The organism is Hymenobacter sp. H14-R3 (genome assembly GCF_030063445.1).
Taxonomy (GTDB): domain Bacteria; phylum Bacteroidota; class Bacteroidia; order Cytophagales; family Hymenobacteraceae; genus Hymenobacter.
Window position 1 is genome coordinate 98,080 of record NZ_JASITD010000007.1, and the last position, 26,115, is coordinate 124,194.

A 26,115-nucleotide genomic window follows, 5' to 3' on the forward strand; every position below is an offset into this window, starting at 1 on the left:
GCGGGTGCTACTTTCCAATGCAAAATTGGGTAAAAATGCTCGTGAGCAGGTCGTCGGAAGAGATTTCGCCCGTAATCTCGCCCAGGGCGCCCAGCGTGTGGCGCAGGTCGGCGGCCAGCAGTTCGGTGCCCCGGCCTTCGTTGAGGCCCTGGCGCACGGCCGCCAGGTGCTCAGCGGCCCGCTCCAGGGCGCGGGCGTGGCGCACATTAGTCACGATGGTGGCCGTGCCGGTGGTGGCCAGCCCCGCCCCGCGCACCTGCGCCAGCAGCGCCGTCTGCAGCTCATCGAGCCCCTCGCGCTGGCTGGCCGCAATGAAGACCACCGGCAGCGCTTGCGCCTGCTCACCGTGGGAAGTGGCCAACTGATAATCGCTAACCGATAGCTGAGCAGCCAGGTCGCGCTTGTTGCCCACGGCCAGCACGGGCAGCTTGGGTAGGGCGGCGGTCAGCTCGGCAATATCGGCCTGTACTTCACTGGGTGTAAGCTCGGTAAGGTCGAAGAGGTAGAGTAGTAAGGCCGCTTGCCCGATACGCTCGCGGGTGCGGCGCACGCCGATGGCCTCCACCTCGTCGGCGGGGTTGTCGCGCAGGCCGGCCGTGTCTACAAAGCGGAACCGCAGGCCGTCGATACTCACCTCATCCTCAATAAAATCGCGGGTAGTACCCGGAATAGCCGATACGATGGCCCGCTCCTCGCGCAGCAGCGCGTTGAGCAGCGTAGACTTGCCGGCGTTGGGCCGGCCGGCAATCACGGTGGTGATGCCATTTTTAATCACGTTGCCCAGCTCAAATGAGCGCAGCAGGCCCTGCACCACGCCTGTAACCTCGGCCAGCAGCCGCGCCAGCCCGGTGCGGTCGGCAAACTCCACGTCTTCTTCACCAAAATCCAGCTCCAGCTCCAGTAGCGAGGCAAACGTGATGAGGCGGGCCCGCAGGCCCCGCAACTCGTCGGAGAAGCCGCCCCGCAGCTGATTCAGCGCCACCTGGTGGCTCAGGGCTGAGTCGGCGGCGATAAGGTCGGCCACGGCCTCGGCCTGGGCCAGGTCGAGCGCCCCGTTGAGGAACGCGCGTTTAGTAAACTCGCCGGCTTCGGCCAGGCGGGCGCCCTGGCGTAGCAGCGCCGCCAGCACCTGGCGCACAATAAAATCGGAGCCGTGGCCCGAAATCTCCACCACATCTTCGCGGGTGTAGGAGCGGGGGCCGCGGTAGAGCGCCACCACTACCTCATCCAGTATCTGGGCGGTGCCGGGCTCGCGTAGCGTACCGTAGTGCAGGGTGTGGCCGGGCTGGGCCGACAGGTTTTTCTTCGAAAAAAGCGCCTGCACAATGCTCACTGCTTCGGGCCCCGAGAGGCGCACTACCGCCAGCGCCCCCACGCCGGGTGGGGTCGAGAGGGCCACAATAGTATCGGTGTAGCTAGCCGCAAGCATCAGGCAGTAAATAAGTTGCGGCCCACTTCGGCCGAAATAAGAACGGTGCGCCCCTCGTTAACGCATAGCTCCAGGGAGTTGTCGAACGCTACTCTGCTGAGCACCTGCACCTGCGCGCCCAGCGGCAGGCCCACTTTATCGAGGTATTGGAGAAAGGGGGCGGAGGTGTCTTTCACGGCGGCCAGCGTGCCGCACTCGCCCACGGCCAGCTCGGCCAGCAGGCGGTAGTCGGGGCGGCGCATGGCGCCATCCTCGGCCGGAATGGGGTCGCCGTGCGGGTCAAGCGTCGGGAAGTTCAGGAACGCATCGAGCCGGCGCGTAAGCAAGGGCGACTGCATGTGCTCCAGCTCCTCGGCTACGTCGTGCACCTCGTCCCAGCTAAAGCCCAGGTGCTGCACCAAAAATACCTCCCACAGCCGGTGCTTGCGCACGGTGAGCAGGGCCAGGCGGCGGCCCTCTGCCGTGAGGCGCACGCCCTTATACTTCTCGTATTCAAGCAGTTCCTTCTCGGCTAGGCGGCGCAGCATGTCCGTAACCGAGGCGGCGCGGGTGCTAAGCCCCGCCGCAATGCGGTTGGTGCTCACATCCTGCCCCGGCTCGGCCTCGGCCAGCTTATAAATGGTTTTGAGATAGTTTTCCTCGGCAATCGTCATTCAACTAAGTGCGGTAAGCATTGGCTTACCGTTGGAGTACATGGATAATTGGCTGAACGGTAAGCTGAAGCTTGCCGCACTTGCTCACCACTTTATGAGCGCCGAGGCCCAGGTGAAGCCCGAGCCGAAAGCAGCCAGGCACACGAGGTCGCCGCGCTTGATACGGCCTTCCTGCACGGCCTCGCTGAGGGCGATGGGGATGCTGGCGGCCGTGGTGTTGCCGTAGCGCTGGATGTTACTGAACACCTTGTCGTCACTCAGGCCCATTTTCTGCTGCACGTACTGCGTAATACGCAGGTTGGCCTGGTGCGGAATGAGCAGGTCGATGTCGGCGGCTTGGTAGTTGTTCTGGTCGAGCGCCTCCTTAATAACCTGCGGGAAGCGCACCACGGCGTGCTTAAACACGTTCTGGCCGTTCATATAAGGGTACATATCCTGCTCATTGGCAATGGCATAGTCCACGCGGCCCTCGCGGTTGGAGCCAGGCTCCTTCACAATCAGCTCCTCGGCAAACTCGCCCTGCGCGTGCAGGTGGGTGCTGAGAATACCGTTGCCCTCGGTGCGCGCCGGGCGCAGTATCACTGCGCCCGCGCCGTCGCCAAAAATGACCGACACGGCCCGGCCGCGCATGGTTTTATCGAGGCCCGAGGAGTGGATTTCGGAGCCCACTACCAGCACGGTATCGTACATGCCGGTGCGGATGAACTGGTCGGCCACCGACAGCCCGTAGATGAAGCCCGAGCACTGGTTGCGCACATCCAGAGCCGGCACGTTGCCGGTCATGCCCAGCTCGCGCTGCAGGAGTACGCCCGAGCCGGGGAAGAAGTAATCGGGTGATAATGTGGCGAATACGATAAGCTGCACATCGGCCACGGTGAGACCGGCGTTGGCCAGGGCGCGGCGGGCGGCTTCGGCTCCCATGTTGGCGGTAGTGTCCTTGCCTTCCTCAAACCAGCGCCGCTCCTGAATGCCGGTGCGCTCCTGAATCCAAGCATCGGTGGTAGACATCAGCTCTTCAAGCTCGGCATTTTTAACAACGCGGTCGGGGACGTAGTGGCCCACGCCGGCAATTTCGGCGTGGCGCAAAGTGGTAGGAGAAGCCATTGGAATAGGAAGCGTGAGGGTGGGCAGGGGGGGAGAGCGCTGAACGAAGCCAGCAGGTAAGCTGGCCCGCAAATAAGAAAAATTTATCCGAAATAATTCGGCTGGCTACCAGCCCGCCCCCATCCGGCTACGCGAAAGGGGCCGCAAAGGTCGGTCCTGGCAGGAGGCTTTCCAGCAAAACTCGTAATTTTTTGCCCTCGCCTGCCCATTGCACTGTCTCGGTGGGCACGCCGGCGGGGTAGAAAAGGGCGTCCGGCAAGGCCGCGGCTACGGCTGCCGCGGTGCTGGGCGCATCAGCAAAATCCACTACCAGGCCAGCTTGGTATTTACTCAACTCGCTTTCCCATAGTGAGTTGTGTGGAATGAGAATGGGCAAGCCGTGCGCCAGGTACTCGAACAGCTTGGTGGGCTGGCAGCGCTCGGTACTGGTGTGAGGTCGGTAGGGCAGCAGCCCCAGGTGGCTGCGCGCTATTTCGGCCACAATGCGGCGATGCGGCACCAGCCGGGCCCCGCCAACGAGCGTGAGCCAGGTGCTTTCGGTGGCCGCTACCCGTTGTAAATCAAGCAGTAAGCCAGGCTGCTGGCAAAAACCGACAATAGTGAGCGTGGCCCCGCCGGGCCGGGTGGCGCGCAGGTGGCGCGCCAGCTCAATAGCCTCCCACACCCCGTTGAGCACCGAGATGGTGCCCGAAAATAACAGCCGTAGCGGCTCGGCGGGCGTGGGTAGCGGGCGGGCCACGCGGGGAAGCTGTTCACCGGGCGCGGGCTGGTATTTGTTTTCGAGTAGTAGCACCCGGCTGGCGGGCAGCCGCGCTAGAAAGGGCAGCTCGGGCGCGTAGCTGGCTTCGGCCAGCAGCACGGCCGCCGCGCGCGCCGCCGCCGCGCCTTCCACCCAGCGCAGGCCCGCCGCCAGCCCGCGCTTGAGCCAGCCACGGTACACCTGCTGGGTGCGCACGTTGAGGGCATAATTCTCCCGGATGTCATACATGAACTGCCGACCGCCGCCCAGCGCCCGCCACAGCAGCGTGAGCGGCAGCAGTTCGGGCGCGTGCACAATAACCATACTGGGCCGCAGCGCCCGCAGCAGCCGCCAGTAGCGGCCTTGGGCCAGCAGGCGGCCCAGCCCCAGCCGCGAGCCCCAGAAAATGCGGTGCTGGCCCACCGGCGGCCCGGTGTCGGCCGTTGGCGCAGGCCCGGCGCTGCCGCAGGTGCGCCCCGCCACGTGCACCTGCCAGCCGGGGCGGGCGCGCAGCGTTTCGGCAAACTTGCCCCGCATGCGGGTATCATCCACCGGCTTGAGGACGGAGGCTAGCAAAAGCCGCGTTGGAGAGGAGAAATTGGCCGGCATGGCGGGCGGGGCGCACGAAAAGGCAGCCAATCGGCTAGCCTACCTGCCCCCAAAGATGCTAGTTTTGCCGGTAATTAACTCTTAACTGCTTTTCCCATGGAAAATACGGAAACTCATCACAGCCCCGTGCTCGACCGCTTTGCCGCCCAGGAGGCCATTGAGGAAGCCTGGAACGACCGCACCCTGCTCGACCAGCCCGAAACCAAAGCCGCCATCGAGCACGTTATCGAAGACCTCGACAAGGGCAAGCTGCGCGTAGCCGAGCCCCCGACCGAAGAAGGCGGCGACTGGAAAATCAACGAGTGGGTGAAGAAGGCCGTCATTCTCTATTTCCCCATTCGCCAGATGGCGACCCACGAAATCGGCCCTTTTGAGTACCACGACAAGATGCTGCTCAAAACCGACTACGCCGGCCAAAAAGTGCGCGTGGTGCCGCCCGCCGTGGCCCGCTATGGGGCCTACCTGGCCCCCGGCGTTATCCTGATGCCCAGCTATACCAACATCGGGGCCTATGTGGGCGAGGGCACGATGGTGGACACCTGGGCCACTGTGGGCTCGTGCGCCCAGGTGGGCAAGCACGTGCACCTGAGCGGCGGCGTAGGCCTCGGCGGCGTGCTGGAGCCCGTGCAAGCCCAGCCCGTCATCATTGAGGACGGCGCGTTCATCGGCTCGCGCTGCATCTTGGTTGAAGGCTGCCGCATTGGCAAGGAAGCCGTAATTGGGGCGGGCGTTACCATTACCGGCAGCACCAAAATCATCGACGTAACCGGCCCCGAGCCCAAGGAATACCGCGGCTACGTGCCGCCCCGCTCGGTTGTTATTCCGGGCACCATTCCGAAGCAGTTTCCGGCCGGCGAGTACCAGGTGCCCTGCGCGCTTATTATCGGTCAGCGCAAGCCGAGTACGGACTTGAAAACCTCGCTCAACGACGCGTTGCGTGATTTCGGAGTGAGCGTATAATTTTGCTAAATGAGCGTATATTATTTCGACGATGAAGAAGAAGGATTGGCTCGGGAAACGAGCCATCCTTTTTTTGTGTCGCACGCTACATCAGATTTCTACTATAATTTAAGGGATTACTTCTCTCCTTTTGGAAATGACTCTGGTTCTGATATGCTATTCTACTTGCAAGAGTGGTTTAATGAACGCTCGCAGGATGAAGACATAACAAGCTTCCTGCTAGAATTTCTTGAAATTAATCACCCTGGTAGTTTTGATTACATAAATTTGAGTAAGTACCCGTCGCTAATTAGTTTATGATATCAAGAACGTCATGCTGAGCTTGTCGAAGCATCTCTACCACGAGAGTAATCTCAATATTCAGAGTTAGTTACGCGGCAGAGATGCTTCGACAAGCTCAGCATGACGTTCTTTTTTTAACATAAACTATTTACTGACAAGTACTTAAATTCCAACAGCTAGCTGAGTTTGCTGTAAATAAACAAATTTATTGTGATGGTATTGACCAGTTCATAGTTGCTGCAGCTTTTGGTCAATGCAAAATTTCTGGCATGATTGATAAAGCCCTGTTCGTAATAGCAGAAAAGGCTTTATGTAGGCAATATTACTTTGCTAAAAAGGCTGGGCAAAAAGAAAATATTTCCTGGCCTTATACAAACCAATATCTGCAACGTATAGAAGTAATGCAAGCAGCTTTGAACAGTATGAAAGCAAAAAAGCCCGCTAATTAGCGGGCTTTTTTGCTTTCATACTGTTCAAAGCAGTGCTTATGCCGCTACCGGCTTCAGCTTCTCGCCAAACAGCGCCTTCACCTTGTCCACTTTGGGCTTGGCCACAAACTGGCAGTAGGGCTCGTGGCCGTGCATGTTGAAGTAGTTCTGGTGGTAGTTCTCGGCGGCGTAGAACTCGGGGGCCGCCGTGATTTCCGTTACCACGGGGTTCGGGAAAGCGTGGCCGTCGTTGAGCTTCTGCTTGTATTCTTCGGCGAACTGCTTTTGCTCGTCGTTGTGGTAGTAGATAACCGAGCGGTACTGCGTGCCCGCGTCGGCCCCCTGGCGGTTGAGGGTGGTGGGGTCGTGGGTTTTCCAGAAGATTTCCAGCAGCTCCTTGTAGCTAATCACGGCTGGGTCGAAGGCGATGTCAATCACCTCGGCGTGGCCGGTCATGCCGCTGCATACTTCCTTGTAAGTGGGGTTTTTGTTGCGGCCGCCGGCATAGCCGGAAACCACTTTCTCCACACCCTTCAAGTTTTGAAAAACGGCCTCGACGCACCAGAAGCAGCCGGCGCCGAATAATGCATGTTCAGTCACGGAATTGTCAGTTAAAGCGATGAAAAAACGGCTCCCAGCTAGTGCCAAGAGCCGCTCATCTAACGTGTAGCCGGGCCGGGTAGTTCAGCTATTGGCGGTTACTTGGCAAAGCGCGGGGCTACTACCAAGTCCTTCGAGCCGGCGGTGTACTGGTAGAAGCCCTCGCCCGACTTCACGCCCAGGCGGCCGGCCATCACCATGTTTACCAGCAGCGGGCAGGGCGCGTACTTGGGGTTGCCGAGGCCCTCGTGCAGCACCCGCAAAATGGCCAGGCACACATCGAGGCCAATAAAATCGGCGAGCTGGAGCGGGCCCATCGGGTGGGCCATGCCCAGCTTCATTACCGTGTCGATTTCGGCTACGCCGGCCACGCCCTCAAACAGGCTGATAATGGCCTCGTTAATCATGGGCATCAGGATGCGGTTGGCTACGAAACCGGGGTAGTCGTTGACTTCGGTGGGCGTTTTGCCTAGCCGGCGCGACAAGTCCATTACGCGCGCCGTCACCTCATCGGAGGTAGCGTAGCCGCGGATAACCTCCACGAGCTTCATCACCGGCACGGGGTTCATAAAGTGCATGCCAATCACCTGAGCCGGGCGCTTGGTAACGGCCGCAATTTTGGTAATCGAAATCGACGACGTGTTGCTGGCCAAGATGGCCCCGGCCGGCGCGTGCTGGTCGAGTTCGCGGAAAATCTGGAGCTTGAGGTCCACGTTTTCGGTGGCGGCCTCCACTACCAGCTCGGCGTCGGCCACGCCAGCGGCCACCGACGTAAACGTGCGGATGCGACCCAGCGTGCCGGCCTTATCCTCTTCGCTCAGGGTGGCTTTGGTTACCTGGCGGTCGAGGTTTTTGGTGATGGTAGCCACGCCCCGGTCAAGGGCAGGCTGGTTGATATCGATGAGGGCGACGGCAAAGCCGTGTTGGGCAAAAACGTGGGCAATACCATTGCCCATGGTGCCCGAGCCAATAACGGCAACGTTCATTGGGTGGGAAGAAAAAGGGTAAGAGAAAGCTGCCAGCCACTGCCAGCACTGCATAACAAAGTTACTGGCTAGGGAGGTTTTGGCTGGTCAGCTAAAAAAAATTCGCTCAACTTCATCTTTTTTCTAGCTGCGCCGTACAAACCGCTCAACAAGCCACACGGGCTTGTTTCTACCCTTTCACTCCATTCTTTCCTTTTCACTCATGGGCAACCTACTTTACATTATCGCCGTCATCCTCATCATCATCTGGGCACTCGGCTTCTTCGGTATTATGGGCGCTGGCCTGGCCGGTAACAACCTGCTGCACATCCTGTTAGTAATTGCCATTATTGCCATCCTACTGCGCGTTATCAGCGGCCGCAACCCGGTATAACTCGGGATAGCGCTTTCGCTTAAACATAGAAAAACCCCCGCCGTATACACGGCGGGGGTTTTTGTTTTGCCCAACGGCCGGCCTCTTAGTGACCGATGTTGAACAGAAAGTTGAATCGGATAACTGGGTTCGGATAAATGCTATTGTAGTTGTCCTGAAAATTATAAAGCACCACAATGTCGGCGGCGGCGCGGTTGCTAATCTGCGAGCGGTAGCCAATGCCGGCCAGCGGCGTTTGCACGGTGCGCGTCACGGTGCCCACGTACTGGTTGTATTGGTCCACGGCCAAAAACTGCGCCTTGGTAGACTCATATTCGGCGTGGATGAAGAAGTTATTATACACCATGAACTGCGCAAATACCTTGGCCCCGAAGCTGCTGGTGCTGATGCTGGTACTGGGGCCATTGCTGTAGTCTTGCCCATAGTGGTTGTACGCGTAGCTGATGCCAGGGCCAATGGAAAAGCGGTCCGTAACGCGGTAGCCAATGGCCGGCGAAATACTGAAGTTGAAATTGCTGTATCCGTAGAACGAGCTATAGCCCAGCCCGATACCCGAATACACAAACAGTTTGGTGTACTGCTCGGCGTGCTGCTCGGCGGCCTTGCGTGCCTGCTCGCGGCCGGGTAGCTCCAGGCCCGACGGGCTGTAGGGGCTCGGCTGCGCCTCGGCGGGCGCGGCTGGGGCTGGCGGCGTGTAAGTAGGCCGGGTAGCCGGCGTGTACACCGGAATGGTGGGGGCTACGTTGGCCGTATCGGTAGTGACCGGCGCGGGGGCCGGGCGCGGGGGCACCGTACCGGGAGGCGCGGTATTCAGCGAGGGTTTGCCTTGGGCCAGCACGCGGCCGGGGGCCAGCAAAACCACCGAACCTAGCAGAAAGGGCAGAAGCAGACGTTTCATGAACTGAAATTAGCGGAAAGGCAAAGAGAAATAAGGAAGAAGCCCAGTTAACTAGACGAAACCGCCAAAAGCGTCTGCTTAATTCCAGTAATTAAGCGAGTTGGTACATTTTCTGGCGTTGCGCTTTCAGCGTTTCGTCGGCCAGGTACTCTTCGTAGTTCATGCGGCGGTCGATGATGCCTTCGGGCGTGAGCTCGATGATGCGGTTGGCGACGGTTTCGATAAACTGCAAGTCGTGCGAGGCGAAGATGAGCGAACCCTGGAAGTCACGCAGCGCATTGTTCAGGGCCTGAATGCTTTCCAGGTCCAAGTGGTTCGTGGGGTCGTCGAGCACCAGCACGTTGCCGCTTTCGAGCATCATTTTGCTGAGCATGCAGCGCACTTTCTCGCCGCCACTCAGCACGTTGGGTTTCTTCTGCGATTCCTCGCCCGAGAACAGCATGCGGCCCAGCCAGCCGCGCACAAAGCTCTCGTCCTTCTCCGTCGAGTACTGGCGCAGCCAGTCCACGAGGTTCATGTCGCCGGCCTGGAAAAAGGCGCTATTTTCCTTAGGGAAGTAGCTGGGCGTGATGGTGGTTCCCCACTCGGCCTTGCCCTTGTCGGGCGTGGCTTCCTTAAACAGGATATCGAATAGGAGCGAAGCTGCGCGGTCGTCGCGGCCCACAATGGCTATCTTATCGCCCTTGTCGAGCGTGAACGACACGTTTTTGAGGACCGAATTACCGTCCACGGCCTTGCGCACGCCTTCTACGCTAAGTAGCTGGTTGCCAGCTTCGCGCTCGGGCTTAAAGGCGATGTAGGGGTAGCGGCGCGACGAGGGCTTAATTTCCTCCAGGGTCAGCTTTTGCAGCAACTTCTGGCGGCTGGTGGCCTGCTTCGATTTCGAGGCATTGGCCGAGAAGCGGCGCACAAACTCTTCGAGCTCCTTGCGCTTGTCCTCCGTTTTCTTGTTCACGTCCTGGCGCTGGCGCAGGGCCAGCTGGCTGCTTTCGTACCAGAAACCGTAGTTGCCGGGGTACATCGTGATTTTGGAGAAGTCCAGGTCAGCCATGTAGTTGCACACGGCATCGAGGAAGTGGCGGTCGTGGCTCACCACAATTACCGTGTTCTGAAAGCCATCGAGGAAATTTTCGAGCCAGAGCACACTCTCCGCGTCGAGGTTGTTGGTGGGCTCGTCGAGCAGCAGCACGTCGGGGTTGCCAAACAGCGCCTGCGCCAGCAGCACCCGCACCTTTTCGCTGGCGCCGAGGTCCGACATCACCGAGTAGTGCTTGTCCTCCGTAATGCCCAGGCCGCTAAGCAGTTCGGCGGCTTCGTAGTCGGCGTTCCAGCCTTCGAGGTCGGCAAACTCGCCTTCCAGAATGGCGGCGCGTTCGCCGTCGGCGTCCGTAAAGTCGGCCTTGGCGTACAGGGTGTCCTTCTCGCTCATCACTGCCCACAGGCGCTGGTGGCCCTGAATCACGGTTTGCAGTACCTGCTGCTCATCGTAGGCAAACTGGTTCTGCCGGAGCACCGCTAGGCGCTGGCCAGCTGGCAGCTCTACCGAGCCCGTATTAGGCTCCAGCTCGCCCGACAAAATCTTCAAAAAGGTGGATTTGCCAGCCCCGTTAGCCCCAATGAGGCCATAGCAGTTGCCGGGCAAAAACTTCACCGTTACGTCTTCAAACAGTACCCGCTTGCCATAGCGCAAGCTCACGTTGGTCGTGGAAATCATCTAAGCCGGGATAAAAAACCAAAAAATCTTTGCAAAAATACGCCGCCGCGCGTCCTTACCTTCTCCTAACGCTGCCCGGCGGCAAATTGTGCCCCCCGGGTTAGCACAACAACAGTTGCCCAAATGCAGTATAGAGGCTCAGGCTGCGCTAGTGGCCGCCTCGTTGCTCTCCCACTTCACGCATACTTTTTTATGGCCGCCCGTCCCAACTCTGCTTCTACTGCACCTGTGCTTACCCCCGAACAAAATGGCTTCCGGTTTGGCCTGATTACTGGAGTTGTGCTATGTATCTACACGCTGGTAGCCGCGTTGCTTGGCTTTTTCTCGCGCATTGAGGCGGGCAGCCTCGACGTACTCATTCTTATTATTGGCTCGGTGCTGGCCATCCGGCACCTCAAGCAGCTGCGCGGCAACCAAATGCCCTACCTCGGCGGCTATGGCACCGGTATTATTGCGGCCATGGTCGCTTCGGTGGTGCTCGGGCTGTTTTTTATCATCCTCACGGCCATCATGCCTAAGATGCTGGATTTGACACAGGTAGAAAATCTGTTCGGCTTCGATTTGTCGGTAGTAGTAGCCTTTCTGGCTATTATCCTGATGGGAACGATGTCGGGCGTCATCACCTCGCTCATCGCCATGCAGTACTACAAAGCCGATGCCATTGACCCGCTGAAAGCAATGGAGTAGCCGCGTGCTGGCTTCCAATTAAGAAAAGGGTTCTCTTCCACCAGTGGAAGAGAACCCTTTTTAATTAAAAACCTATTAGTGAGTTATTTAGCGAATTCAGGTAATGCGAATGGCACAAACTGCTGCACATCGCCCCCAAAGCGGTGAATTTCGCGGATAATGGTGCTACTCACGGCAGCCAGCGTGGGCGAGGTAATGAGAAACACCGTTTCCAGGCCGGGGCTGAGCTGGCGGTTGGCCTGGGCAATGGCGCTTTCGTACTCAAAATCGAGGGTGTTGCGCAAGCCGCGCAGTAGGTAGCGCGCCCCGGTTTCGCGGGCAAACTCGGTGGTGAGGCCCTGGTAGCTACGCACCGACACGCGCGGCTCATCCTGGAACAGGATTTCCAGTTGGCTCATCATCCACTCCACCGGTAGGTGGCGCTGCTTGCTGCTGTTGGTGCCAATGGCAATGATTATTTCATCAAAAAGCGCCGCACCGCGCCGCACCACATCGAGGTGGCCATTAGTAAACGGGTCGAAAGAACCGGGGAAAAGCGCGATTTTTTTCATGGCGAGAGCCAAAGGCAAGGGTGGATAAGCAGCTATTCGCAGAAAGCCAGGCTGAATAAATCGAAATGCCGGTAGTCGGCAATTTCATTCAGGTAATAAAAATATTTAAGCCCAAATGGCCGGGAGCCGAAGCGCAAATTGCGCACGTAGGTGCTCAGCAGCCCAAACGTGGCCGAGTCGCTGGTTAGCTCCCCCCAAATAGTTACGGCGTCCTGGTCAGGGTTCAGCCCTAGCTCCTGCATTACCAAAATGGTGTAATACACGGCATCTTCGGCAGTGCTGACGGTGAAGGAGTTGCAGAATTCCACCTGGCTGCCCAGCACAATGGCCGTCAGTTCCTGGTCAATCAGGTTGAGGTAGAGCTGGCGCGGCGCGGGGCCGGGCCCACGCTGGTGTAGCAGGCCGCCCAGCAGCGCTACCGCCTGCGGCAGCAGCCGGGCGCTGGGGCCGTGCACGGTGTGCAGCCACGCGGTGAGGCTGGCCGGCGCGGCAAACAGGCTCACCATGTCGGTGGCCGGGGCCGGCAGGTGCAGGGTATAGGCCAGTGCCTCTTCGGTGGGGGCTAAGGCCTGGTGCAGCTTCAGGTAAGCGGCCTCATCCCCAGTACGATACAAGGGCGCGGGCAGCAACGGGCAAGCCCGGCCGGCCAGCGCCAGCCGCAGCCGCGCCCACCCCGGCTGGCCCAGCAGCGGGTGCTGTGCGGCCAAGGTGGACAGGTCGGCCAGGGTAGCCAGCGCCACCTCATCGAAGGCTACTATTTTGTGGCGGGCCACATCCAGCGCGGCCACGCGCAGGCGTCCGGGGCCAGCCAGGGCGTAGAGGTGGTAGGCCGTGGGGTTGTGCGCGTCGAAGGTATCGTCGCGCAGGCTGAGGGTGTCGAAGGCGGGCAGGGTAGAAGGCACGGACAAAAATAGGCCGCTCGGCGGCCCGGCGGCGCCAAGCGCCCCCGCCGGGCCACCGGCGGCGGGCAATGAGGCGCTAAAGGTCGAGCAGTACCTGGGGCACAAATACGTCGTCGGTGCTGAGCAGGCCGCGCAGCACGGGATGCACCTGGGCCAGCGGCAGGGCCAGCAGTTGGCGCGGCGTGAACCAGGTCAACTCGGTCAGTAGTTGATTGTTAGCGTCGTGCTCGGGGTCGTGGCCCAGGCGCGGGGTGGCGGTAGGGTCTTCGGCCACTACTTCAAAGAAAACCTCCAGCGCTTGCAGCTCACCGCGCCGAAACTCGTGCAGGTGCAGCTGCCGGCCCACGCGCACGGCCAGGCCGGTTTCCTCCCTGAACTCGCGGCGCAGGCCCGATTTCAGGCTTTCGCCGAAAGCCCAGCCGCCGCCTGGGGGCGACCAAAAAACGGTGTTGCCCGGCAACAGGCCCCGGTGGGCCGCCAGCAAAATGGCCCCGCCCCGCACTAGTAGGCCGCCCACCCGCACCCGCACCATGCCCGCATAAGGAGTTAATGAAGGACTGGTTGTTTCGTTGGGGGAACTGGGCATAGTGTAGAAAAGGCAGGTAGTGCGTTGCCTTTACGCAAACCCGCCGGGCGCGGGTGCTTGGGCAATGTCCGCCGGCCCCGCGCGCCGGGCCGCCCGCTGCCGCTGCCCGCGCCGCCAGCGGCTAGCCAAAAATACCAGCAAGCCCACGGCCAGCGCCGCCGCTACCAGCGGTAGCAGCAGCGTAAAAACGGTGCCCACCACTGCCAATACATTTTCCAGGGTAGCAAACAGCGGGTTGGCCAGCCCGCCCGTGGTGGCCGTGGAGCCCGCCCGCAGCAGCGCCGTGCTGCCCTGCACCAGCCCCGCCGCGCTGCCGCCCACCAAAACGCCCAGCGTCCAGCGCAGGGTGGGGTCGAGGTGGGTGAGGGAGGATGTCATCAGCAGTGTGCCCGCGACGAACGAGGCGGGCGTGGTAAGCGTGTCGAGCAGGTGGTCAAACAGCGGCACGTAGTAGCCCGCCAGTTCGGCCACGGTGGCGGTGGCCAGCATCAGCAGGGCCGGCCAGGTGCTTAGCCAGTCGAACCCCGGCGAGGGGGGCAGCCAACCCATCCGGTGCGCCACGCTGGCCGCCAGCAGCGGCACAAACACCCGAAAGCCGCTGCACGCGGCCAGCCCCAGGCCCAGCGCGCCGGCCACGAGGTACTGCATTGTCGATACGTGTTCCATGGCAAAGGCCGCGAGGTAAAAGTGCGCCCGGAAGGTACACCCGGCCGGTATCTTTGAAGCACCTATGACTACCACCACCCCCGAACCTACCGCCGACCTCGAAACCCGCATTCGCGAAAAGCTGAAGCGCCAGTACTTTATGCACCTCATCGGGGCCGACCTCACCCGCATCGAGCCCGGCCGCATTGAGGCCGAGCTGGCGCTGGGCCAGCAGCACCAGCAGCAGCGCGGCTTTGCCCACGGCGGCCTGGTGGCCACCATGGCCGACCTGGCGGCGGGCTTCGCCGCCCTCACGCTCGTGCCCGAGGGCTGCGGGGTGGTTACGTCCGACCTGAAAATCAGTTACTTGAACCCCGGGGTGGGCTCCCGAATTAAAGCCATTGGCTGGGTGTTGAAAGCTGGGCGGCGGCTGCACTTCTGCGAGGCCGAGGTGTGGTGCGACAACGTGCTCATTGCCAAGGCCTCGGCCACAATGGCGGTGATTGAGCCCCCTGTTAGCTAACTTCCCCACTGCGTCAGCCAGTCCTGAATTTCCTAAAACTGTTGTGCTGAGCTTGCTTTCTTAACAGGAAGAAGCTGTCCTTATAAACAGCTGATTATCAAGTTTATAAGCTGTTGCGGGCCTTTAGCATAGCCATCCTTGTTACTTCGTGCTCACTACCAGATTCCCTTCCGTCCGCGACTACTTTCCCTTCGAGCCCACCGAGGACCAGGCCGAGCTATTCGTGCAGCTCGACGAGTTTTTGCGCGACCAGCTGCCGGGCCGCAAGGTGTTTGTGCTGCGCGGCTATGCGGGCACCGGCAAAACCACCGTGGTAAGCGCCCTGGTGCAGTGGCTGGCGCGCATGCAGCGCCGCTACACCCTCATGGCGCCCACCGGCCGCGCCGCCAAGGTGATGAGCGCCTACGCGGGCGTGCCGGCCAGCACCATCCACAAAAAAATATACCGCCAAACCAGCGGCGCGCCTAGCGAGCGCCTCAGCTTTCAGCGCCAGCCCAACCGCACCGAGGAAACGCTCTTCATTGTGGATGAGGCCTCTATGATTTCCGATGAGAAAGCCTTCGGCGAGAATGGCTTGCTCGACGACCTCATGGGCTTCGTGTTTGAGAAGAGCACCAACCGGCTACTGCTCATCGGCGATACGGCGCAGCTGCCGCCGGTGGGCCAGCTGCTGAGCCCCGCCCTCGACCCCGAGCTGCTGGCCCACCGCTTCCGCGCCCGCGTCGATGGCGTGGAGCTGCGCCAGGTAATGCGCCAGGCCGAGGCCTCGGGTATCTTGGTGAATGCCACTGAGTTGCGCGAGGAACTGCGGCAGGAGGCGCCCAATATCCAGCTGCACACCAAGGGCTTCAACGACATGTTTAAGATGGGCGGCGACAAGCTGGAGGATGGCCTGCGCTGGGCCTACCGCCACTTCGGGCACGAAAACACGACCATCATCTGCCGCTCCAACCGCAACGCCAACCAGTATAACCAGCTGATTAGGCGCACGTTGTTTGAGGCTGAGGAGGAGATTGAGGCCGGCGACTACATCATGGTGGTGCGCAACAACTACTTCTGGCTGCCCAAGGAGTCGGAAATCGGCTTCCTGGCTAATGGTGACTTCCTGGAAATCAAGAAGATAATCCGGCGCGAAGAAGTGTTTGGCTGCCGCTTTGCCCAGGCCCGCGTGCGGCTGGTGGATTACCCCGACGAGCCCGAGCTGGAGGTAAAGCTGCTGCTCGACACGCTGCACACCGAAACCCCGTCGCTGCCGCGCGACCAGAACGAGAAGCTCTACCAGGAAATACTGGCCGACTACGCCCACCTCGAAAAAAAAGCCGAGCGCAACGCCGAAATGCGCAAAGACCCGTACCTCAATGCGTTGCAAATAAAATTTGCCTACGCCCTCACCTGCCACAAGGCGCAGGGCGGCCAGTGGCAGGCCGTGTTCGTGGACCACGGCTTCATCAAGCCCGACGAGCCGGTGGGCGGCGAGTTTGCGCGCTGGCTCTACACGGCCATCACGCGGGCGTCGGAGCGGCTGTTTTTGCTCAACTTTCAGCGCCGGCTGCTGGCCAGCGGCGAAATAGTGGAGGAGGACGAAGCGTAGCGCCCCCACCTATTTTGCACCCGCGCGGAATTGAATGCCCCGCAACGGCGTTTGCCCCGCGGCGGCCGGCTTCATCCGGCGCCCAGCCTCACCGCGCTAGTTTGGCCGCAGATTTGCCTAAGCCGACTCAGCGCGTAAATTTGTTTTCTCCCCCATAACCTAATTTTTACACTGTCATGACGAAGATGCTTTTGCTGGCCCTGTGCCTCACGTTTGCGGGCACCGCAGCCCACGCCCAGGCCATGAAGCCTGCCAAATCGGCTGTGAAAGCGGCCGGCCCCCAGGTCGAGTTTATGGAAGTGAAGTACGATTTCGGCACCATTAAGCAGGGCGATATCGTGGACCACGTGTTCAAATTCAAAAACACCGGCACCCAGCCGCTGGTGATTTCCAACATCGGCGTAAGCTGCGGCTGCACCACGCCTTCGTGGACCAAGGAGCCCGTGCAGCCCGGCAAAACCGGCACCATCTCGGCCAAGTTTAACTCGGCTGGCAAAATGGGCATGCAAACCAAAGTGCTGACCATTGACTCGAACTCGGCTGGTGGCAGCACCACCGTTTCGCTGGTAGGCGAGGTGAAAGAAGCCGCTACGGCCTCGAAGTAAGCTCTTAAAACCCACGTAAAAAGGGGGCGCTGACCAATTGGTTAGCGCCCCCTTTTTACGTGGGTTTCATACATAATTAACTGATTGGCAGTTGATTATGCTTGCAGCTTGCTGATGGCCATTAGCAGCCACAGCCAGCCGGCAATCAGCAGGAGCCCGCCCAGCGGGGCCACCGCCCCAAACTTGGTAATGCCCGTGAAGCAGATGGCGTAGAGCGAGCCGCTAAACACCACAATGCCGCCCAGCCACAGGGTGGCCACGGTGCCCAGCGGGCCGCGCAGCTCGGGCCGGGCCACGGCCAGCACGCCCACCGCCAGCAGCGCCAGCGTGTGAAAAAACTGGTAGCGCACCGCCGTTTCGAAGGTTTCGAAGCGGCCGCTGGCTTCGAGCATGGGCCGCAGGCCGTGCGCCCCAAAAGCGCCGATGCCCACGGTGATGGCACCCAGCAGGGCCGCAAGCTGAAGAATGAGACGAGGATTCATGAAAAAGGGAGTAATAGGGGAAATTACCCCAAAGAACGTCATGCGCAGCATGACGTTCTCTCTCATAAAATAGTACTGCTATGCCCGCGCCGGCAAGTCGGTGGCCGAGAAGTGAAACGGCAGCAAATCGGCCAGGCTGTCGAAGCGCAGCACGGTGCCGCTGAGGCTGGGCAGTAGCAGCCAGATGGGCTCGCCCTGGCGCATTTCGTACTCCAGCATCACCTGGCGGCAGGCCCCGCAGGGCAGGGCCGGCGAAAAATCGCCCTCGGCCGGCCGGCCGGCCACCGACATGCCCACGATGCGCGGCGGCGGCGAGGGCCGGCTGCCCGCCAGCCCAAACAAGGCCGTGCGCTCGGCGCACAGGCCCGAGGGGTAGGCCGCGTTTTCCTGGTTGGTGCCCTGCACGAGGCTGCCATCGGCCAGCAGCAGCGCGGCCCCCACGTGAAAGTGCGAGTACGGCGCGTAGGAGTGGGCGGTGGCGGCGCGGGCGGCGTCCCACACCTGGCGCTCGGCGGGATTGAGCAGGTCGGGGGTGGCGAGCTCGTGGTAGCGCAGCGTGAGCTGGCGGAGCGTGGGAGAGTCGGTAACTAGAGCGGCCATGCGGCGGGAAAGGGAAATGGGGCGACAAAGAAAGGCAGGAATGAGGGAATTAGAAGTTAGAAGGAAGAAGGAGAAATCTGCGAGGAGGAATTAGGAAAAGGCGGAATGAGTAGATGTGTAGATTTCGCCTTACAAATCCTTCATTCCAAATTCCGGATTTCTACTTTTGCCCGCATGACTCTACCCACCCGTTTGCTACTGCTAGGGGCCGGCCGCTCGGCTTCGGCGCTCGTTCAGTACCTGTTGCGCCACGCGCCAGCCGAGCGCTGGTTTTTGACCGTGGCCGATGCCCAGCCCGCCCACCTGGCCCCGGTGCTGGCCGCCCACTCGCAGTATGCCCGCGCCGTGCCCTTCGATGCCCGTGCCCCCGCCCAGCTGCGCGAGCTGGTGAGCGAGGCCGACTTGGTTATCTCGATGCTGCCCGCCGCCCTGCACCTGGCCGTGGCCCAGGCCTGCCTGGAGTTTGGCTGCCACCTGGCCACGGCCAGCTACGTGAGCCCCGAGGTGCAGGCCCTGCACCAGCCCGCCGCCGCGGCCGGTCTGGTTTTCCTGATGGAATGCGGCCTCGACCCCGGCCTCGACCACATGTCGGCCATGCAAACCATCGCCGACTTGCAGGCCGCGGGCGGCCGCATCACCACCTTTAAGTCGTATTGCGGCGGGCTGGTGGCCCCCGAGAGCGAAGGCGACAACCCCTGGCGCTACAAATTCAGCTGGAACCCGCGCAACGTAATCGTGGCGGGCCAGGGCGGCCCGGCGCAGTATTTGCAAGATGGTGATTTACAGTTCATTCCGTACGAGGAGCTGTTTGGCCGGGCCGAGGTGATGGCAGTGCCCGGCCACGGCCACTTCGAGGGCTACGCCAACCGCAACTCGCTCACCTACCGCGCTGCCTACGGCCTGCACGATGTGCAAACCATGCTGCGCGGCACCCTGCGCCGCCCCGGCTACTGCGGGGCCTGGCAAGTGCTCGTCACGCTGGGCCTCACCGACGATACTACGCCGCTGGCTAATTCGGCCGCCCTGCCGTGGCGCCAGCTGGTAGCCGACTGCTTCCCCGAAGAAGAAATAACCGGCGACCTAGCCGCCCACCTGGCCCGCCGCCTGGGCCTCGACCCCCACGGCCCCGAGCTGGAGCGCCTGGTGTGGCTCGGCCTCTTCACCGAGCGCCCCGTGGGCCTGGCCAATGCCACCAAAGCGCAATTGCTGGAGCACTTGCTGGTCGAAAAATGGCAGCTCGGCCCCCACGACCGCGACCAGGTAGTAATGCAGCATCAGTTTGAGTATAAGTTGAATAACGAAAGCCGCCGCCGCACGGCCTCGCTCGTCGTAACTGGGGTCGATGCTACCCACACCGCCATGGCCCAAACCGTGGGCCTGCCGCTGGGAATGGCCGTGCGCCGGCTGCTGCGCGGTGAGGTGGCCGGCCGCGGCGTAGTTATTCCCACCACACCCGGCCTTTACGAACCCATTTTGCAGGAGCTGGCCGCCGACTACGGGCTGGTGTTTGAGGAACAAGACGAAGCAATTTAGGAAAATCTGAGCATGTCAAGTTCTTCACCCGTAGCTGCTTACCTACGCCTGCGCTTCATACTGCTGGGCCGGCTGCTGCGCGAAATAGGCTGGCTGCGGCTGGGGCTGGCCGGGCCGTTGCTAGCGCTGGGACTGCTGCAAACCCTTGATACTTTGTCTCGGCAGCCGCACGGCCTGTGGGCGGTGCCGCTGCTGGTGGGCTGGTCGGTGCTGGGCGCCCACCGGCAGCGGGCCGATGCCCAGTGGCTGGCCACCGCCGCGCCCGGCCACCGGCCCTGGCTGGCCGCCGAGTACGCCCTACTGGCGTTGCCGCTGGCGCTGGGGCTGCTGGGGCTGCGCGCCTACGGCCCGGCGGCCGCGCTGCTGGGGCTGGCCGCGCTGGTAGCCTGGGCGCCGCCCGCGCGCGCGCCGGCCGCTACTCGGCACCGCTGGCGCAGCCCGTTTCGCAGTGAGGCGTTTGAGTGGGTGGGGGGCGCGCGGGCCACGAAAGCCTTGTGGCTGTGGCCGTTGCTGGTGGGGCTGGCGGCGTGGCAGCGGGCGTCGGCGCTGGCGCCCATTGCGGCGCTGGTGGCTTGGCTACTGGTGGTGCTGGCCTGCTACGGCACGCCCGAGCCCGTGACCATGCTGGCGCTGGCGGCCCGCACGCCGCGGCAGTTTTTGCGGCGGCGGCTGGCGCTGGGGCTGGGCTACGCGGCGGCCACGGCGCTGCCCTTCTGGCTACTGCTGGGGGCGGGGCCAGCGGGCGGGGGCCCGGCGCTGGGCGTGGCGCTGTTCTGGCTGGCGCTGGTGGGTATGGTTATCCTCACCAAGTATGCGTTCTATCCCGTGGCCAGTCATATTCGCCTCACGCAGGGGGTGGTGCTGGCGATAGGCCTGCTGGGGGCGTGGCACCCGGCCTACCCGCCGCTTATGCTGACCATCGCGGCGGGGCTGGGGTGGCAAAGCCAGCGCCGTTTGCGGCAAGTGCTGGGCGATAGTGTTTTGTAATATGCTGGAAATAAACGATATCCACAAAGCCTACGGCCAGCATGAGGTGCTGCGCGGCGTGAGCCTGGCGCTGCGGCCCGGCACCATTCACGGACTAGTGGGGGCCAATGGGGCCGGCAAGACTACGCTCATCAACTGCCTCTACGGGCTGGAAAGCGGCTTTACGGGCACCGTGTGCGACACGGCGGCCCCGCGCCCGGTGCGCGAAACCACGGGCCTGCTGCCCTACGAGCCGTACTTCTACCCCCGCATTACGGGGCGCGAGTACGTGGCCTTTTGCCTGCAAGCGCGCCGCCAGCCCGTGCCCGACCTGCGCGCCTGGAATGCGGTGCTGGAGCTGCCCCTCGACCAGTTTGCCACCGAGTACTCGGCGGGTATGAAGAAAAAGCTGGCCCTGCTGGCGCTGCTCGTACAAGGATTCGACTACCTTATTCTGGATGAACCCTTTAACGGCCTCGACCTGGAAGCCAATCTCTTGCTCAAGGAAATTCTCAAGCGGCTGCGCGACCAGGGCACCGGTATTCTGCTGACGTCGCACATCCTGGGCACGCTCACCGAAGTGGCCGACGAGGCCACCGTGCTGGTGGGCGGCCTGGTGCAGCGCCACTACACCGCTGCCGAGTTTGGCACCCTCGAAGCCGACTTGCTGGCCGCCCTGCACGGCGAAAAGCTGGCCCAGCTGCGCGCGCTGCTGTAGCGGCCGCTGGGCCAGGGCAGTACCTTGGCGTTGTCTTTAGCCACCGCCCTGCCCCATGAATTCACCCGCCCTATCATACCTCAGTGGCCCCAGCCGCACGCCGCTGCTGGGCGAAACCATTGGTGAAAACCTGCGCCGCACCGTGGGCCTGTATCCCCAGCACGAGGCGCTGGTGGTGGCGCACCAGGGCTACCGGGCCACCTACCAGCAGCTGTGGGCCCAGACTACCCAGCTGGCCAAAGGGTTGCTGGCGCTGGGCGTGGCCGCCGGCGAGCGCGTGGGCCTGTGGGCCCCCAACCGCGCCGAGTGGGTCGTCACGCAGTTTGGGGCGGCGCGGGCGGGCGCGGTGCTGGTTAACATCAACCCCGCTTACCGGGCCGAGGAGCTAAAATACGCCCTCAACCAATCGGGCTGCCGGGTGCTGCTGCTGGCCGCCCGGTTTCGCCAAACCGACTACGTGCAGCTGCTGGCCAGCGTGCGCGCCGAGTGCCCGGCCCTGGCGCACGTCATCGTGCTCGAAGAGGGCTGGGAGGGCCTGCTGGCCAGTGGCGCGGCCGTGCCCGATGCGGCGCTGGCCGCCTGCGAGGCCGCTCTGCAATTCGACGACCCCATCAATATCCAGTACACCAGCGGCACCACCGGCTTCCCGAAGGGGGCCACGCTCTCGCACCATAACATCCTGAACAACGGCTACTTCATTGGCCAGGCGCTGCGCTACACGGCCGCCGACCGGGTGTGCATTCCGGTGCCGTTTTACCACTGCTTCGGCATGGTGATTGGCAACTTGGCCTGCGTGGCGCACGGGGCCTGCATGGTGGTGCCGGCCGAGGCGTTTGATGCCCTGGCCACCCTGCGCACGGTGCAGGCCGAGCGCTGCACCTCGCTCTACGGCGTGCCCACCATGTTTATCGCCGAGCTGGCACATCCGGAGTTCAACTCCTTCGATTACAGCTCCTTGCGCACGGGCGTAATGGCCGGCTCGCCCTGCCCCGAGGAGGTGATGAAGCAGGTGCAAACCCGCCTCCACATGCGCGAAGTCACCATTTGCTACGGCATGACCGAAACCTCGCCCGTATCGGCCCAAAGCTACCTCGACGACCCGCTGGCCAAGCGTGTGAGCACCGTGGGCCACGTGCACCCGCACCTGGAGCTGAAAGTGATTGACCCCGACACCGGCCACCTCGTGCCGCGGGGCACGCCCGGCGAGCTCTGCACCCGCGGCTACTCCGTGATGCTGGGCTATTGGAACAACCCCACCGCCACGGCCGCTGCCATCGACGCGGCCCGCTGGATGCACACCGGCGACCTGGCCACCATCGACGCCGAGGGCTACCTCAACATTGTGGGCCGCATCAAGGACGTTATTTTGCGCGGCGGCGACAACATTTACCCCCGCGAAGTGGAGGAGTTTCTCTACACCCACCCGGCCGTGGCCGATGTGCAGGTAATTGGCGTGCCCAGCCTGCGCTACGGCGAGGAGGTAATGGCCTGGGTGAAGCTCAAAGAAGGCCAATATGCTACTGGTGAGGATATTATGGTCTTCTGCCAAAACCGCATCGCCACCAATAAAATCCCGGTTTTCTGGAAGTTCGTGGACGGCTTTCCGATGACGGTGACCGGCAAAATCCAGAAGTACCTCATGCGCGAGCAGGCCGTGGCCGAGCTGGGCCTGCAAGCCGCCGCCGCCATCAAAACGGCGTAGCGCCGTACTGCGCTAAATCATGAATTTCAAACGAATATCTAATTGGTATGATGATTTCCAGCATCCTGATTAAACGGAATTTATCATCCTATTCCCATTCAAGGGTTTGTTCATTTAGCGTTTTCCCTCTGATTCCTAGTAAAATATTGCTTACACCTTCTGCAAACGAGTCGCCCGCGTAATGCAAATTATCCCCAACTTTATACATGCAAAAGTTCTCATCTATGCATAGCATGAGTGATTCGGTTGGGATGAAGCCAAGAGGATAAAGCTTCTTAGCAATCAGTGAAGCGTAATAATAAATAATGCCGTCTTCGCTACTTTCAAAATCAGCGTCCATCGGGTCAAAATCAATACTGAATCGCGAGAGTGTAATACCCGGCCCATTAGAGCGGAGATATAAGCCGCCAAACTCATTGAGAATAAGCATGATAGCATCAGAATATACTACGTCGTGCGGCAAGGGGAAAGTGCCGGCAGCGTTGCGCCCCTTGTACCAGCCCGCCTGCTCCAAAATTGCCTGCACAGTAGGCGAAAAAGAAAGCTGATTATCCATGGTAAAAGGCTGATTTAGTGACTGAAGCCCAGGTTAAAAGGCCAGGTAAAACCCCGCCAGCAACGCCCGAAAGTCTGCCGAATACGCCCCATCGGCGTCCTGAATCACCAACTCGCGCTGCGGCACCGCCGCCGGGGCCACGTGCCCAAACTCGCTGATGCAGCGCGTAATGCGCCCGCCCGGCCGGTGCCGCACGGCCAGCTGCGCCCGCAGTGGCAACTGGCCCGCAAGGGCCTCTTGCACAAAGTGTTGCATCTCGGGCGGCGGCAGCAGCACCGTAAGGGTGCCGCCCGGCCGCAGGTGCGCTGCCGCAAAGGCCACAATAGCGCCAAACGTGAGCGAGGCCGCGCCCGCGTGGCGCGCCGTGGCGCGGGCCGCATCGGGCGGGGCCAGGCTGCGCCGAAAAAACGGCGGATTACAGATAATGTGGCTGAACCGAAGGTCAGTGCCAACTACTGCCGGGGGCTGCGTGGCCGCGTAGGCCGCCAGGCTCAGTGGCCGCACGGCCATGCGGCTGGCCCAGGGGCTGGCCGCCACGTTGGCCGCCGCCTGGGCCGCCGCAAGTGGGTCAATCTCAATGGCTTCAATTGTAGCGGCCGGGGCACGCTGGGCGGCCATGAGAGCCAGCAGGCCGGTGCCGGTGCCCAGGTCGAGCACGCGGGTGGCCCCGGTGAGGTCGGTGGCCACGCCGAGCAGGCAGGCGTCGGTGCTCACCTTTTGGGCGCAGTGGCTTTGGGCGATGCGAAACTGCTGAAACTGAAAGTAGTCGTTGGGCAATTAGAAGCTAAGTATAATTTTTGTAAAATTCGGTTTTGCTGAAAATCGCAGGCTAATCAGTAAGCTGCCTTTCCAGGGCGGTGCCGATTGTTAGGGTAATCATGCTGGCAACCCAGAGGTAGTAACCATTCTCCAAAGAGGCTATTTTCGAGTATTCGCCGGATTCACTGGTTGCAATGGAATCTAGCAAGCAAAAGCTTAGGGCTAAGTACCCGTCGCTAATTAGTTTGTGTTATTAACACTTACCCGTTTTGTAGTCAAATAGTTGGTTATCAGCATGTAGCATCAAATTTTTGGAACGAACTCCGCTCGCTTTATCATAAACTAATTAGCGTCGGGTACTTATGAGGGTAGCAACAATACTTAAGTAAAACCCAGATGACTTCTGATTGAGTAAGAAAATAATTGCAATAAAAAATAGCGGATTAGCCAGCCAAATTAAAGTAGCGATTGCATTACCTTCTAAAATAGCCGACCAGCCGAAGAAAACCAGCATCTTGCTATCAGCCCAGGCATCGTAATCAATGCGGTCTATATAAAATGCTTGCTGAAAAAGCGAAGAAACGAATAGCCCACCACTCAACAAGATAACAGCTTTCTGCAAGACTGTTAGTTTAGTATTCCTAGCTGATTCGAAGTCTTCCATACAAAAGCTACTTAATAAATTCAGGCAGGTAATGCACTGCAGCAGCAAATAAATTTATTGGGTAAGATGATACGGGCAGATTAATCTTGCCAGTAGAAAAAGCAGTCGAACACGGTGTAAGGTCCGTCGCTCAACACGGTGGGCACAAAAATACCCGCCGGCGCGGGCTGCTGAAGCTCTTCGGGCGTAAGTAGCCCGTAGCGAAACTCCTGTAATACGGCCTCCACGTGCTGCCGGTCGGGCTGCCAAAGTGCTTGATTAATAGTATCTTGACTATCAGAATCTAAAAACCTGTGCCCGCCGCCAGTAAGCTGGCCCTGCTCGTAGGTCTTGCCCCAGTCGCTGCCCCCGTAAAACCAGTACGGAGTGAGCCGGGAAATATAGAGTAGTAAGCCAGTCGTTTCGTAGGTAACGCGTTGGTATTTAGCGAGCGTAACCGTGTCTGACCGGTCCTTTTTTGAAACCCGTACTTCCACGTAAGACGCAAAGCCGCTGCCGTAGCTGCTAAAGTCCGCTTCGAACAGGAGGGTGGCGCTACTGGATAAGCGGGCTAAGACCTTGCGAATGTAATTATCTGTCTTAGTGATACTTCCGCTGGTAAAGGGCGGAAAATCGCCCACTACCTTGTTGGCGACGATGCTGCGCAAGTAGTCCTCACAGAAAGGCATTAGGTGGGTATTTAGGCTTGAAAAAGAGCGGGTTAAGTGCTGGGTTTAGCCCAGCGCCTCGTACCCTTCATCCACCAGCAGGCCTTTGCCGAGGGCGCTTTGCACGGCCAGCACGTCGCAGCGCTCGTTTTCGGCGTGGCCAGCGTGGCCTTTTATCCATTTGAAGGAAACGCTGCGGTCTTTGTACACGCGCAAAAAGCGCCGCCAGAGGTCCTCGTTGGCTTTCTTGCCGAAGTCAGGTTTCTTAATCCAGTTGAAAACCCATTTTTTCTCCACCGAATCGACGACGTACTTGGAGTCGGACACGACCAAGATGGGGATTTCGGGGCGCGTCACGGCTTCCAGGCCCACAATCACGGCCAGCAGCTCCATGCGGTTGTTGGTGGTGCGGCGGAAGCCCTGGCTAAGTTCCTTTTCGTGGGGGCCGTAGCGCAGAATGGTGCCGTAGCCGCCGGGGCCGGGGTTGCCGCGCGACGAGCCATCGGTGAACAGCGTTATCACTTGTTTATCAATATTTTATGAACGAAGGATTGAGGTGTCAGGCCGTGCGGTAGGCTTCAGCTTGCCGGTTTTTTAAGTGCAACGCAAGCGATGCCAAAACG

Annotated in this window: 30 protein-coding genes; 11 read left to right on the plus strand and 19 right to left on the minus strand. The window is 60.8% G+C overall.

Annotated elements, in window-relative coordinates; translation table 11 throughout:
* Nucleotides 1–7 precede the first annotated feature (7 nt).
* The 4 genes from mnmE to QMK33_RS08765 form a co-directional block, all read right to left on the minus strand.
* Nucleotides 8–1,429, minus strand: coding sequence for a tRNA uridine-5-carboxymethylaminomethyl(34) synthesis GTPase MnmE (gene mnmE, locus QMK33_RS08750; protein ID WP_283564200.1), 1,422 nt, complete (start codon nt 1,427–1,429; stop codon nt 8–10).
* Complete coding sequence (locus QMK33_RS08755; protein WP_283564201.1) at nt 1,429–2,082, minus strand: metal-dependent transcriptional regulator; 654 nt, start codon at nt 2,080–2,082, stop codon at nt 1,429–1,431. Before QMK33_RS08755 ends, mnmE begins: the two co-directional genes overlap by 1 nt.
* A gap of 84 nt (nt 2,083–2,166) precedes the next feature.
* Complete coding sequence (locus QMK33_RS08760) at nt 2,167–3,186, minus strand: 3-oxoacyl-ACP synthase III family protein (RefSeq protein ID WP_283564202.1); 1,020 nt, start codon at nt 3,184–3,186, stop codon at nt 2,167–2,169.
* A 127-nt stretch (nt 3,187–3,313) separates the two neighbouring features.
* Entirely contained in the window at nt 3,314–4,501 is a 1,188-nt protein-coding gene (locus tag QMK33_RS08765) for a glycosyltransferase family protein (RefSeq protein WP_283564203.1), read from the minus strand.
* Nucleotides 4,502–4,630: 129 nt separating this feature from the next.
* Here QMK33_RS08765 and QMK33_RS08770 point away from each other — a divergent pair, with 129 nt between their 5' ends.
* Together QMK33_RS08770 and QMK33_RS08775 are read left to right on the plus strand one after the other, a co-directional pair.
* Nucleotides 4,631–5,494 carry a 2,3,4,5-tetrahydropyridine-2,6-dicarboxylate N-succinyltransferase gene (locus tag QMK33_RS08770; protein WP_283564204.1) on the plus strand — a complete coding sequence of 288 codons (864 nt, stop codon included), beginning with the start codon at nt 4,631–4,633 and terminating at the stop codon, nt 5,492–5,494.
* Nucleotides 5,495–6,045: 551 nt separating this feature from the next.
* Nucleotides 6,046–6,225, plus strand: coding sequence for a hypothetical protein (locus tag QMK33_RS08775; RefSeq protein WP_283564205.1), 180 nt, complete (start codon nt 6,046–6,048; stop codon nt 6,223–6,225).
* 36 nt (nt 6,226–6,261) lie between these two features.
* Here QMK33_RS08775 and msrA read toward each other — a convergent pair whose 3' ends face one another.
* Both msrA and QMK33_RS08785 read right to left on the minus strand, forming a co-directional pair.
* Nucleotides 6,262–6,804: a peptide-methionine (S)-S-oxide reductase MsrA gene (gene msrA / locus QMK33_RS08780; protein ID WP_349361711.1), complete on the minus strand. Its 543-nt coding sequence runs from the start codon at nt 6,802–6,804 to the stop codon at nt 6,262–6,264.
* A 98-nt stretch (nt 6,805–6,902) separates the two neighbouring features.
* Nucleotides 6,903–7,790, minus strand: a complete 888-nt coding sequence (locus QMK33_RS08785; RefSeq protein WP_283564206.1) for a 3-hydroxybutyryl-CoA dehydrogenase — start codon at nt 7,788–7,790, stop codon at nt 6,903–6,905.
* 202 nt (nt 7,791–7,992) lie between these two features.
* Here QMK33_RS08785 and QMK33_RS08790 point away from each other — a divergent pair, with 202 nt between their 5' ends.
* On the plus strand, nt 7,993–8,163 hold the full coding sequence (locus QMK33_RS08790) for a lmo0937 family membrane protein (protein ID WP_283564207.1): 171 nt from the start codon (nt 7,993–7,995) through the stop codon (nt 8,161–8,163).
* Nucleotides 8,164–8,248: 85 nt separating this feature from the next.
* Here QMK33_RS08790 and QMK33_RS08795 read toward each other — a convergent pair whose 3' ends face one another.
* Complete coding sequence (locus QMK33_RS08795; RefSeq protein WP_283564208.1) at nt 8,249–9,061, minus strand: outer membrane protein; 813 nt, start codon at nt 9,059–9,061, stop codon at nt 8,249–8,251.
* A gap of 91 nt (nt 9,062–9,152) precedes the next feature.
* Complete coding sequence (locus QMK33_RS08800; protein ID WP_283564209.1) at nt 9,153–10,775, minus strand: ABC-F family ATP-binding cassette domain-containing protein; 1,623 nt, start codon at nt 10,773–10,775, stop codon at nt 9,153–9,155.
* Between the two features lie 192 nt (nt 10,776–10,967).
* Between QMK33_RS08800 and QMK33_RS08805 the strand changes: the two genes are divergently transcribed.
* Nucleotides 10,968–11,462 carry a DUF4199 family protein gene (locus tag QMK33_RS08805; RefSeq protein WP_283564210.1) on the plus strand — a complete coding sequence of 165 codons (495 nt, stop codon included), beginning with the start codon at nt 10,968–10,970 and terminating at the stop codon, nt 11,460–11,462.
* A gap of 83 nt (nt 11,463–11,545) precedes the next feature.
* On the opposite strand, the gene coaD is transcribed toward QMK33_RS08805, so the two are convergent.
* The 4 genes from coaD to QMK33_RS08825 form a co-directional block, all read right to left on the minus strand.
* The gene (gene coaD, locus QMK33_RS08810; protein ID WP_283564211.1) at nt 11,546–12,013 is read right to left on the minus strand and encodes a pantetheine-phosphate adenylyltransferase; all 468 of its coding nucleotides are present in this window, start codon (nt 12,011–12,013) and stop codon (nt 11,546–11,548) included.
* A 32-nt stretch (nt 12,014–12,045) separates the two neighbouring features.
* Nucleotides 12,046–12,915: a DUF3822 family protein gene (locus tag QMK33_RS08815; RefSeq protein WP_283564289.1), complete on the minus strand. Its 870-nt coding sequence runs from the start codon at nt 12,913–12,915 to the stop codon at nt 12,046–12,048.
* Between the two features lie 76 nt (nt 12,916–12,991).
* Complete coding sequence (locus QMK33_RS08820; RefSeq protein ID WP_283564212.1) at nt 12,992–13,501, minus strand: NUDIX domain-containing protein; 510 nt, start codon at nt 13,499–13,501, stop codon at nt 12,992–12,994.
* Nucleotides 13,502–13,531: 30 nt separating this feature from the next.
* On the minus strand, nt 13,532–14,167 hold the full coding sequence (locus QMK33_RS08825; RefSeq protein ID WP_283564213.1) for a DUF4126 domain-containing protein: 636 nt from the start codon (nt 14,165–14,167) through the stop codon (nt 13,532–13,534).
* A gap of 64 nt (nt 14,168–14,231) precedes the next feature.
* Here QMK33_RS08825 and QMK33_RS08830 point away from each other — a divergent pair, with 64 nt between their 5' ends.
* From QMK33_RS08830 to QMK33_RS08840, 3 genes are all read left to right on the plus strand, one after another.
* A complete protein-coding gene (locus QMK33_RS08830; protein WP_283564214.1) occupies nt 14,232–14,669 on the plus strand; it encodes a PaaI family thioesterase in 438 nt (145 codons plus the stop codon).
* A 148-nt stretch (nt 14,670–14,817) separates the two neighbouring features.
* Nucleotides 14,818–16,260 (plus strand): ATP-dependent DNA helicase, encoded by a 1,443-nt coding sequence (locus QMK33_RS08835; protein WP_283564215.1) that lies wholly within the window; start codon nt 14,818–14,820, stop codon nt 16,258–16,260.
* Nucleotides 16,261–16,436: 176 nt separating this feature from the next.
* Entirely contained in the window at nt 16,437–16,865 is a 429-nt protein-coding gene (locus QMK33_RS08840; protein WP_283564216.1) for a DUF1573 domain-containing protein, read from the plus strand.
* A gap of 95 nt (nt 16,866–16,960) precedes the next feature.
* Here QMK33_RS08840 and QMK33_RS08845 read toward each other — a convergent pair whose 3' ends face one another.
* Both QMK33_RS08845 and QMK33_RS08850 read right to left on the minus strand, forming a co-directional pair.
* Nucleotides 16,961–17,347 (minus strand): DUF423 domain-containing protein, encoded by a 387-nt coding sequence (locus QMK33_RS08845; protein ID WP_283564290.1) that lies wholly within the window; start codon nt 17,345–17,347, stop codon nt 16,961–16,963.
* 78 nt (nt 17,348–17,425) lie between these two features.
* The gene (locus tag QMK33_RS08850; RefSeq protein WP_283564217.1) at nt 17,426–17,947 is read right to left on the minus strand and encodes a cytidine deaminase; all 522 of its coding nucleotides are present in this window, start codon (nt 17,945–17,947) and stop codon (nt 17,426–17,428) included.
* Nucleotides 17,948–18,121: 174 nt separating this feature from the next.
* On the opposite strand from QMK33_RS08850, the gene QMK33_RS08855 reads away from it, so the two are divergent.
* From QMK33_RS08855 to QMK33_RS08870, 4 genes are read left to right on the plus strand one after another with little or no spacing between them, the layout of a single operon-like run.
* Complete coding sequence (locus QMK33_RS08855) at nt 18,122–19,480, plus strand: saccharopine dehydrogenase C-terminal domain-containing protein (RefSeq protein WP_283564218.1); 1,359 nt, start codon at nt 18,122–18,124, stop codon at nt 19,478–19,480.
* A 12-nt stretch (nt 19,481–19,492) separates the two neighbouring features.
* Nucleotides 19,493–20,467 carry a hypothetical protein gene (locus QMK33_RS08860; RefSeq protein ID WP_283564219.1) on the plus strand — a complete coding sequence of 325 codons (975 nt, stop codon included), beginning with the start codon at nt 19,493–19,495 and terminating at the stop codon, nt 20,465–20,467.
* 1 nt (nt 20,468) lies between these two features.
* Entirely contained in the window at nt 20,469–21,164 is a 696-nt protein-coding gene (locus tag QMK33_RS08865; protein WP_283564220.1) for an ATP-binding cassette domain-containing protein, read from the plus strand.
* A 55-nt stretch (nt 21,165–21,219) separates the two neighbouring features.
* Nucleotides 21,220–22,866 carry an AMP-binding protein gene (locus tag QMK33_RS08870; RefSeq protein WP_283564221.1) on the plus strand — a complete coding sequence of 549 codons (1,647 nt, stop codon included), beginning with the start codon at nt 21,220–21,222 and terminating at the stop codon, nt 22,864–22,866.
* Nucleotides 22,867–22,954: 88 nt separating this feature from the next.
* On the opposite strand, the gene QMK33_RS08875 is transcribed toward QMK33_RS08870, so the two are convergent.
* The 5 genes from QMK33_RS08875 to QMK33_RS08895 all read right to left on the minus strand — a co-directional run bounded on the left by QMK33_RS08875 (nt 22,955) and on the right by QMK33_RS08895 (nt 26,014).
* The gene (locus tag QMK33_RS08875; protein WP_283564222.1) at nt 22,955–23,422 is read right to left on the minus strand and encodes an SUKH-3 domain-containing protein; all 468 of its coding nucleotides are present in this window, start codon (nt 23,420–23,422) and stop codon (nt 22,955–22,957) included.
* 33 nt (nt 23,423–23,455) lie between these two features.
* Nucleotides 23,456–24,199, minus strand: a complete 744-nt coding sequence (locus QMK33_RS08880; protein WP_283564223.1) for a tRNA1(Val) (adenine(37)-N6)-methyltransferase — start codon at nt 24,197–24,199, stop codon at nt 23,456–23,458.
* A 328-nt stretch (nt 24,200–24,527) separates the two neighbouring features.
* Nucleotides 24,528–24,845, minus strand: a complete 318-nt coding sequence (locus tag QMK33_RS08885; RefSeq protein WP_283564224.1) for a hypothetical protein — start codon at nt 24,843–24,845, stop codon at nt 24,528–24,530.
* A gap of 80 nt (nt 24,846–24,925) precedes the next feature.
* Nucleotides 24,926–25,513, minus strand: coding sequence for a hypothetical protein (locus QMK33_RS08890; protein WP_283564225.1), 588 nt, complete (start codon nt 25,511–25,513; stop codon nt 24,926–24,928).
* Between the two features lie 45 nt (nt 25,514–25,558).
* Nucleotides 25,559–26,014 carry a ribonuclease H family protein gene (locus QMK33_RS08895; RefSeq protein ID WP_283564226.1) on the minus strand — a complete coding sequence of 152 codons (456 nt, stop codon included), beginning with the start codon at nt 26,012–26,014 and terminating at the stop codon, nt 25,559–25,561.
* Between the last annotated feature and the right edge of the window lie 101 nt (nt 26,015–26,115).

Coding starts and splice junctions, on each gene's coding strand:
- mnmE (WP_283564200.1), bottom strand. CDS start 1,429: ATGCTTGCGGCTAGCTACACCGATACTATTGTGGCCCTCTCGACCCCA.
- QMK33_RS08755 (WP_283564201.1), bottom strand. CDS start 2,082: ATGACGATTGCCGAGGAAAACTATCTCAAAACCATTTATAAGCTGGCC.
- QMK33_RS08760 (WP_283564202.1), bottom strand. CDS start 3,186: ATGGCTTCTCCTACCACTTTGCGCCACGCCGAAATTGCCGGCGTGGGC.
- QMK33_RS08770 (WP_283564204.1), top strand. CDS start 4,631: ATGGAAAATACGGAAACTCATCACAGCCCCGTGCTCGACCGCTTTGCC.
- QMK33_RS08775 (WP_283564205.1), top strand. CDS start 6,046: ATGATTGATAAAGCCCTGTTCGTAATAGCAGAAAAGGCTTTATGTAGG.
- QMK33_RS08785 (WP_283564206.1), bottom strand. CDS start 7,790: ATGAACGTTGCCGTTATTGGCTCGGGCACCATGGGCAATGGTATTGCC.
- QMK33_RS08790 (WP_283564207.1), top strand. CDS start 7,993: ATGGGCAACCTACTTTACATTATCGCCGTCATCCTCATCATCATCTGG.
- QMK33_RS08795 (WP_283564208.1), bottom strand. CDS start 9,061: ATGAAACGTCTGCTTCTGCCCTTTCTGCTAGGTTCGGTGGTTTTGCTG.
- QMK33_RS08800 (WP_283564209.1), bottom strand. CDS start 10,775: ATGATTTCCACGACCAACGTGAGCTTGCGCTATGGCAAGCGGGTACTG.
- QMK33_RS08805 (WP_283564210.1), top strand. CDS start 10,968: ATGGCCGCCCGTCCCAACTCTGCTTCTACTGCACCTGTGCTTACCCCC.
- coaD (WP_283564211.1), bottom strand. CDS start 12,013: ATGAAAAAAATCGCGCTTTTCCCCGGTTCTTTCGACCCGTTTACTAAT.
- QMK33_RS08820 (WP_283564212.1), bottom strand. CDS start 13,501: ATGCCCAGTTCCCCCAACGAAACAACCAGTCCTTCATTAACTCCTTAT.
- QMK33_RS08825 (WP_283564213.1), bottom strand. CDS start 14,167: ATGGAACACGTATCGACAATGCAGTACCTCGTGGCCGGCGCGCTGGGC.
- QMK33_RS08830 (WP_283564214.1), top strand. CDS start 14,232: ATGACTACCACCACCCCCGAACCTACCGCCGACCTCGAAACCCGCATT.
- QMK33_RS08840 (WP_283564216.1), top strand. CDS start 16,437: ATGACGAAGATGCTTTTGCTGGCCCTGTGCCTCACGTTTGCGGGCACC.
- QMK33_RS08845 (WP_283564290.1), bottom strand. CDS start 17,347: ATGAATCCTCGTCTCATTCTTCAGCTTGCGGCCCTGCTGGGTGCCATC.
- QMK33_RS08850 (WP_283564217.1), bottom strand. CDS start 17,947: ATGGCCGCTCTAGTTACCGACTCTCCCACGCTCCGCCAGCTCACGCTG.
- QMK33_RS08855 (WP_283564218.1), top strand. CDS start 18,122: ATGACTCTACCCACCCGTTTGCTACTGCTAGGGGCCGGCCGCTCGGCT.
- QMK33_RS08860 (WP_283564219.1), top strand. CDS start 19,493: ATGTCAAGTTCTTCACCCGTAGCTGCTTACCTACGCCTGCGCTTCATA.
- QMK33_RS08865 (WP_283564220.1), top strand. CDS start 20,469: ATGCTGGAAATAAACGATATCCACAAAGCCTACGGCCAGCATGAGGTG.
- QMK33_RS08870 (WP_283564221.1), top strand. CDS start 21,220: ATGAATTCACCCGCCCTATCATACCTCAGTGGCCCCAGCCGCACGCCG.
- QMK33_RS08875 (WP_283564222.1), bottom strand. CDS start 23,422: ATGGATAATCAGCTTTCTTTTTCGCCTACTGTGCAGGCAATTTTGGAG.
- QMK33_RS08885 (WP_283564224.1), bottom strand. CDS start 24,845: ATGGAAGACTTCGAATCAGCTAGGAATACTAAACTAACAGTCTTGCAG.
- QMK33_RS08890 (WP_283564225.1), bottom strand. CDS start 25,513: ATGCCTTTCTGTGAGGACTACTTGCGCAGCATCGTCGCCAACAAGGTA.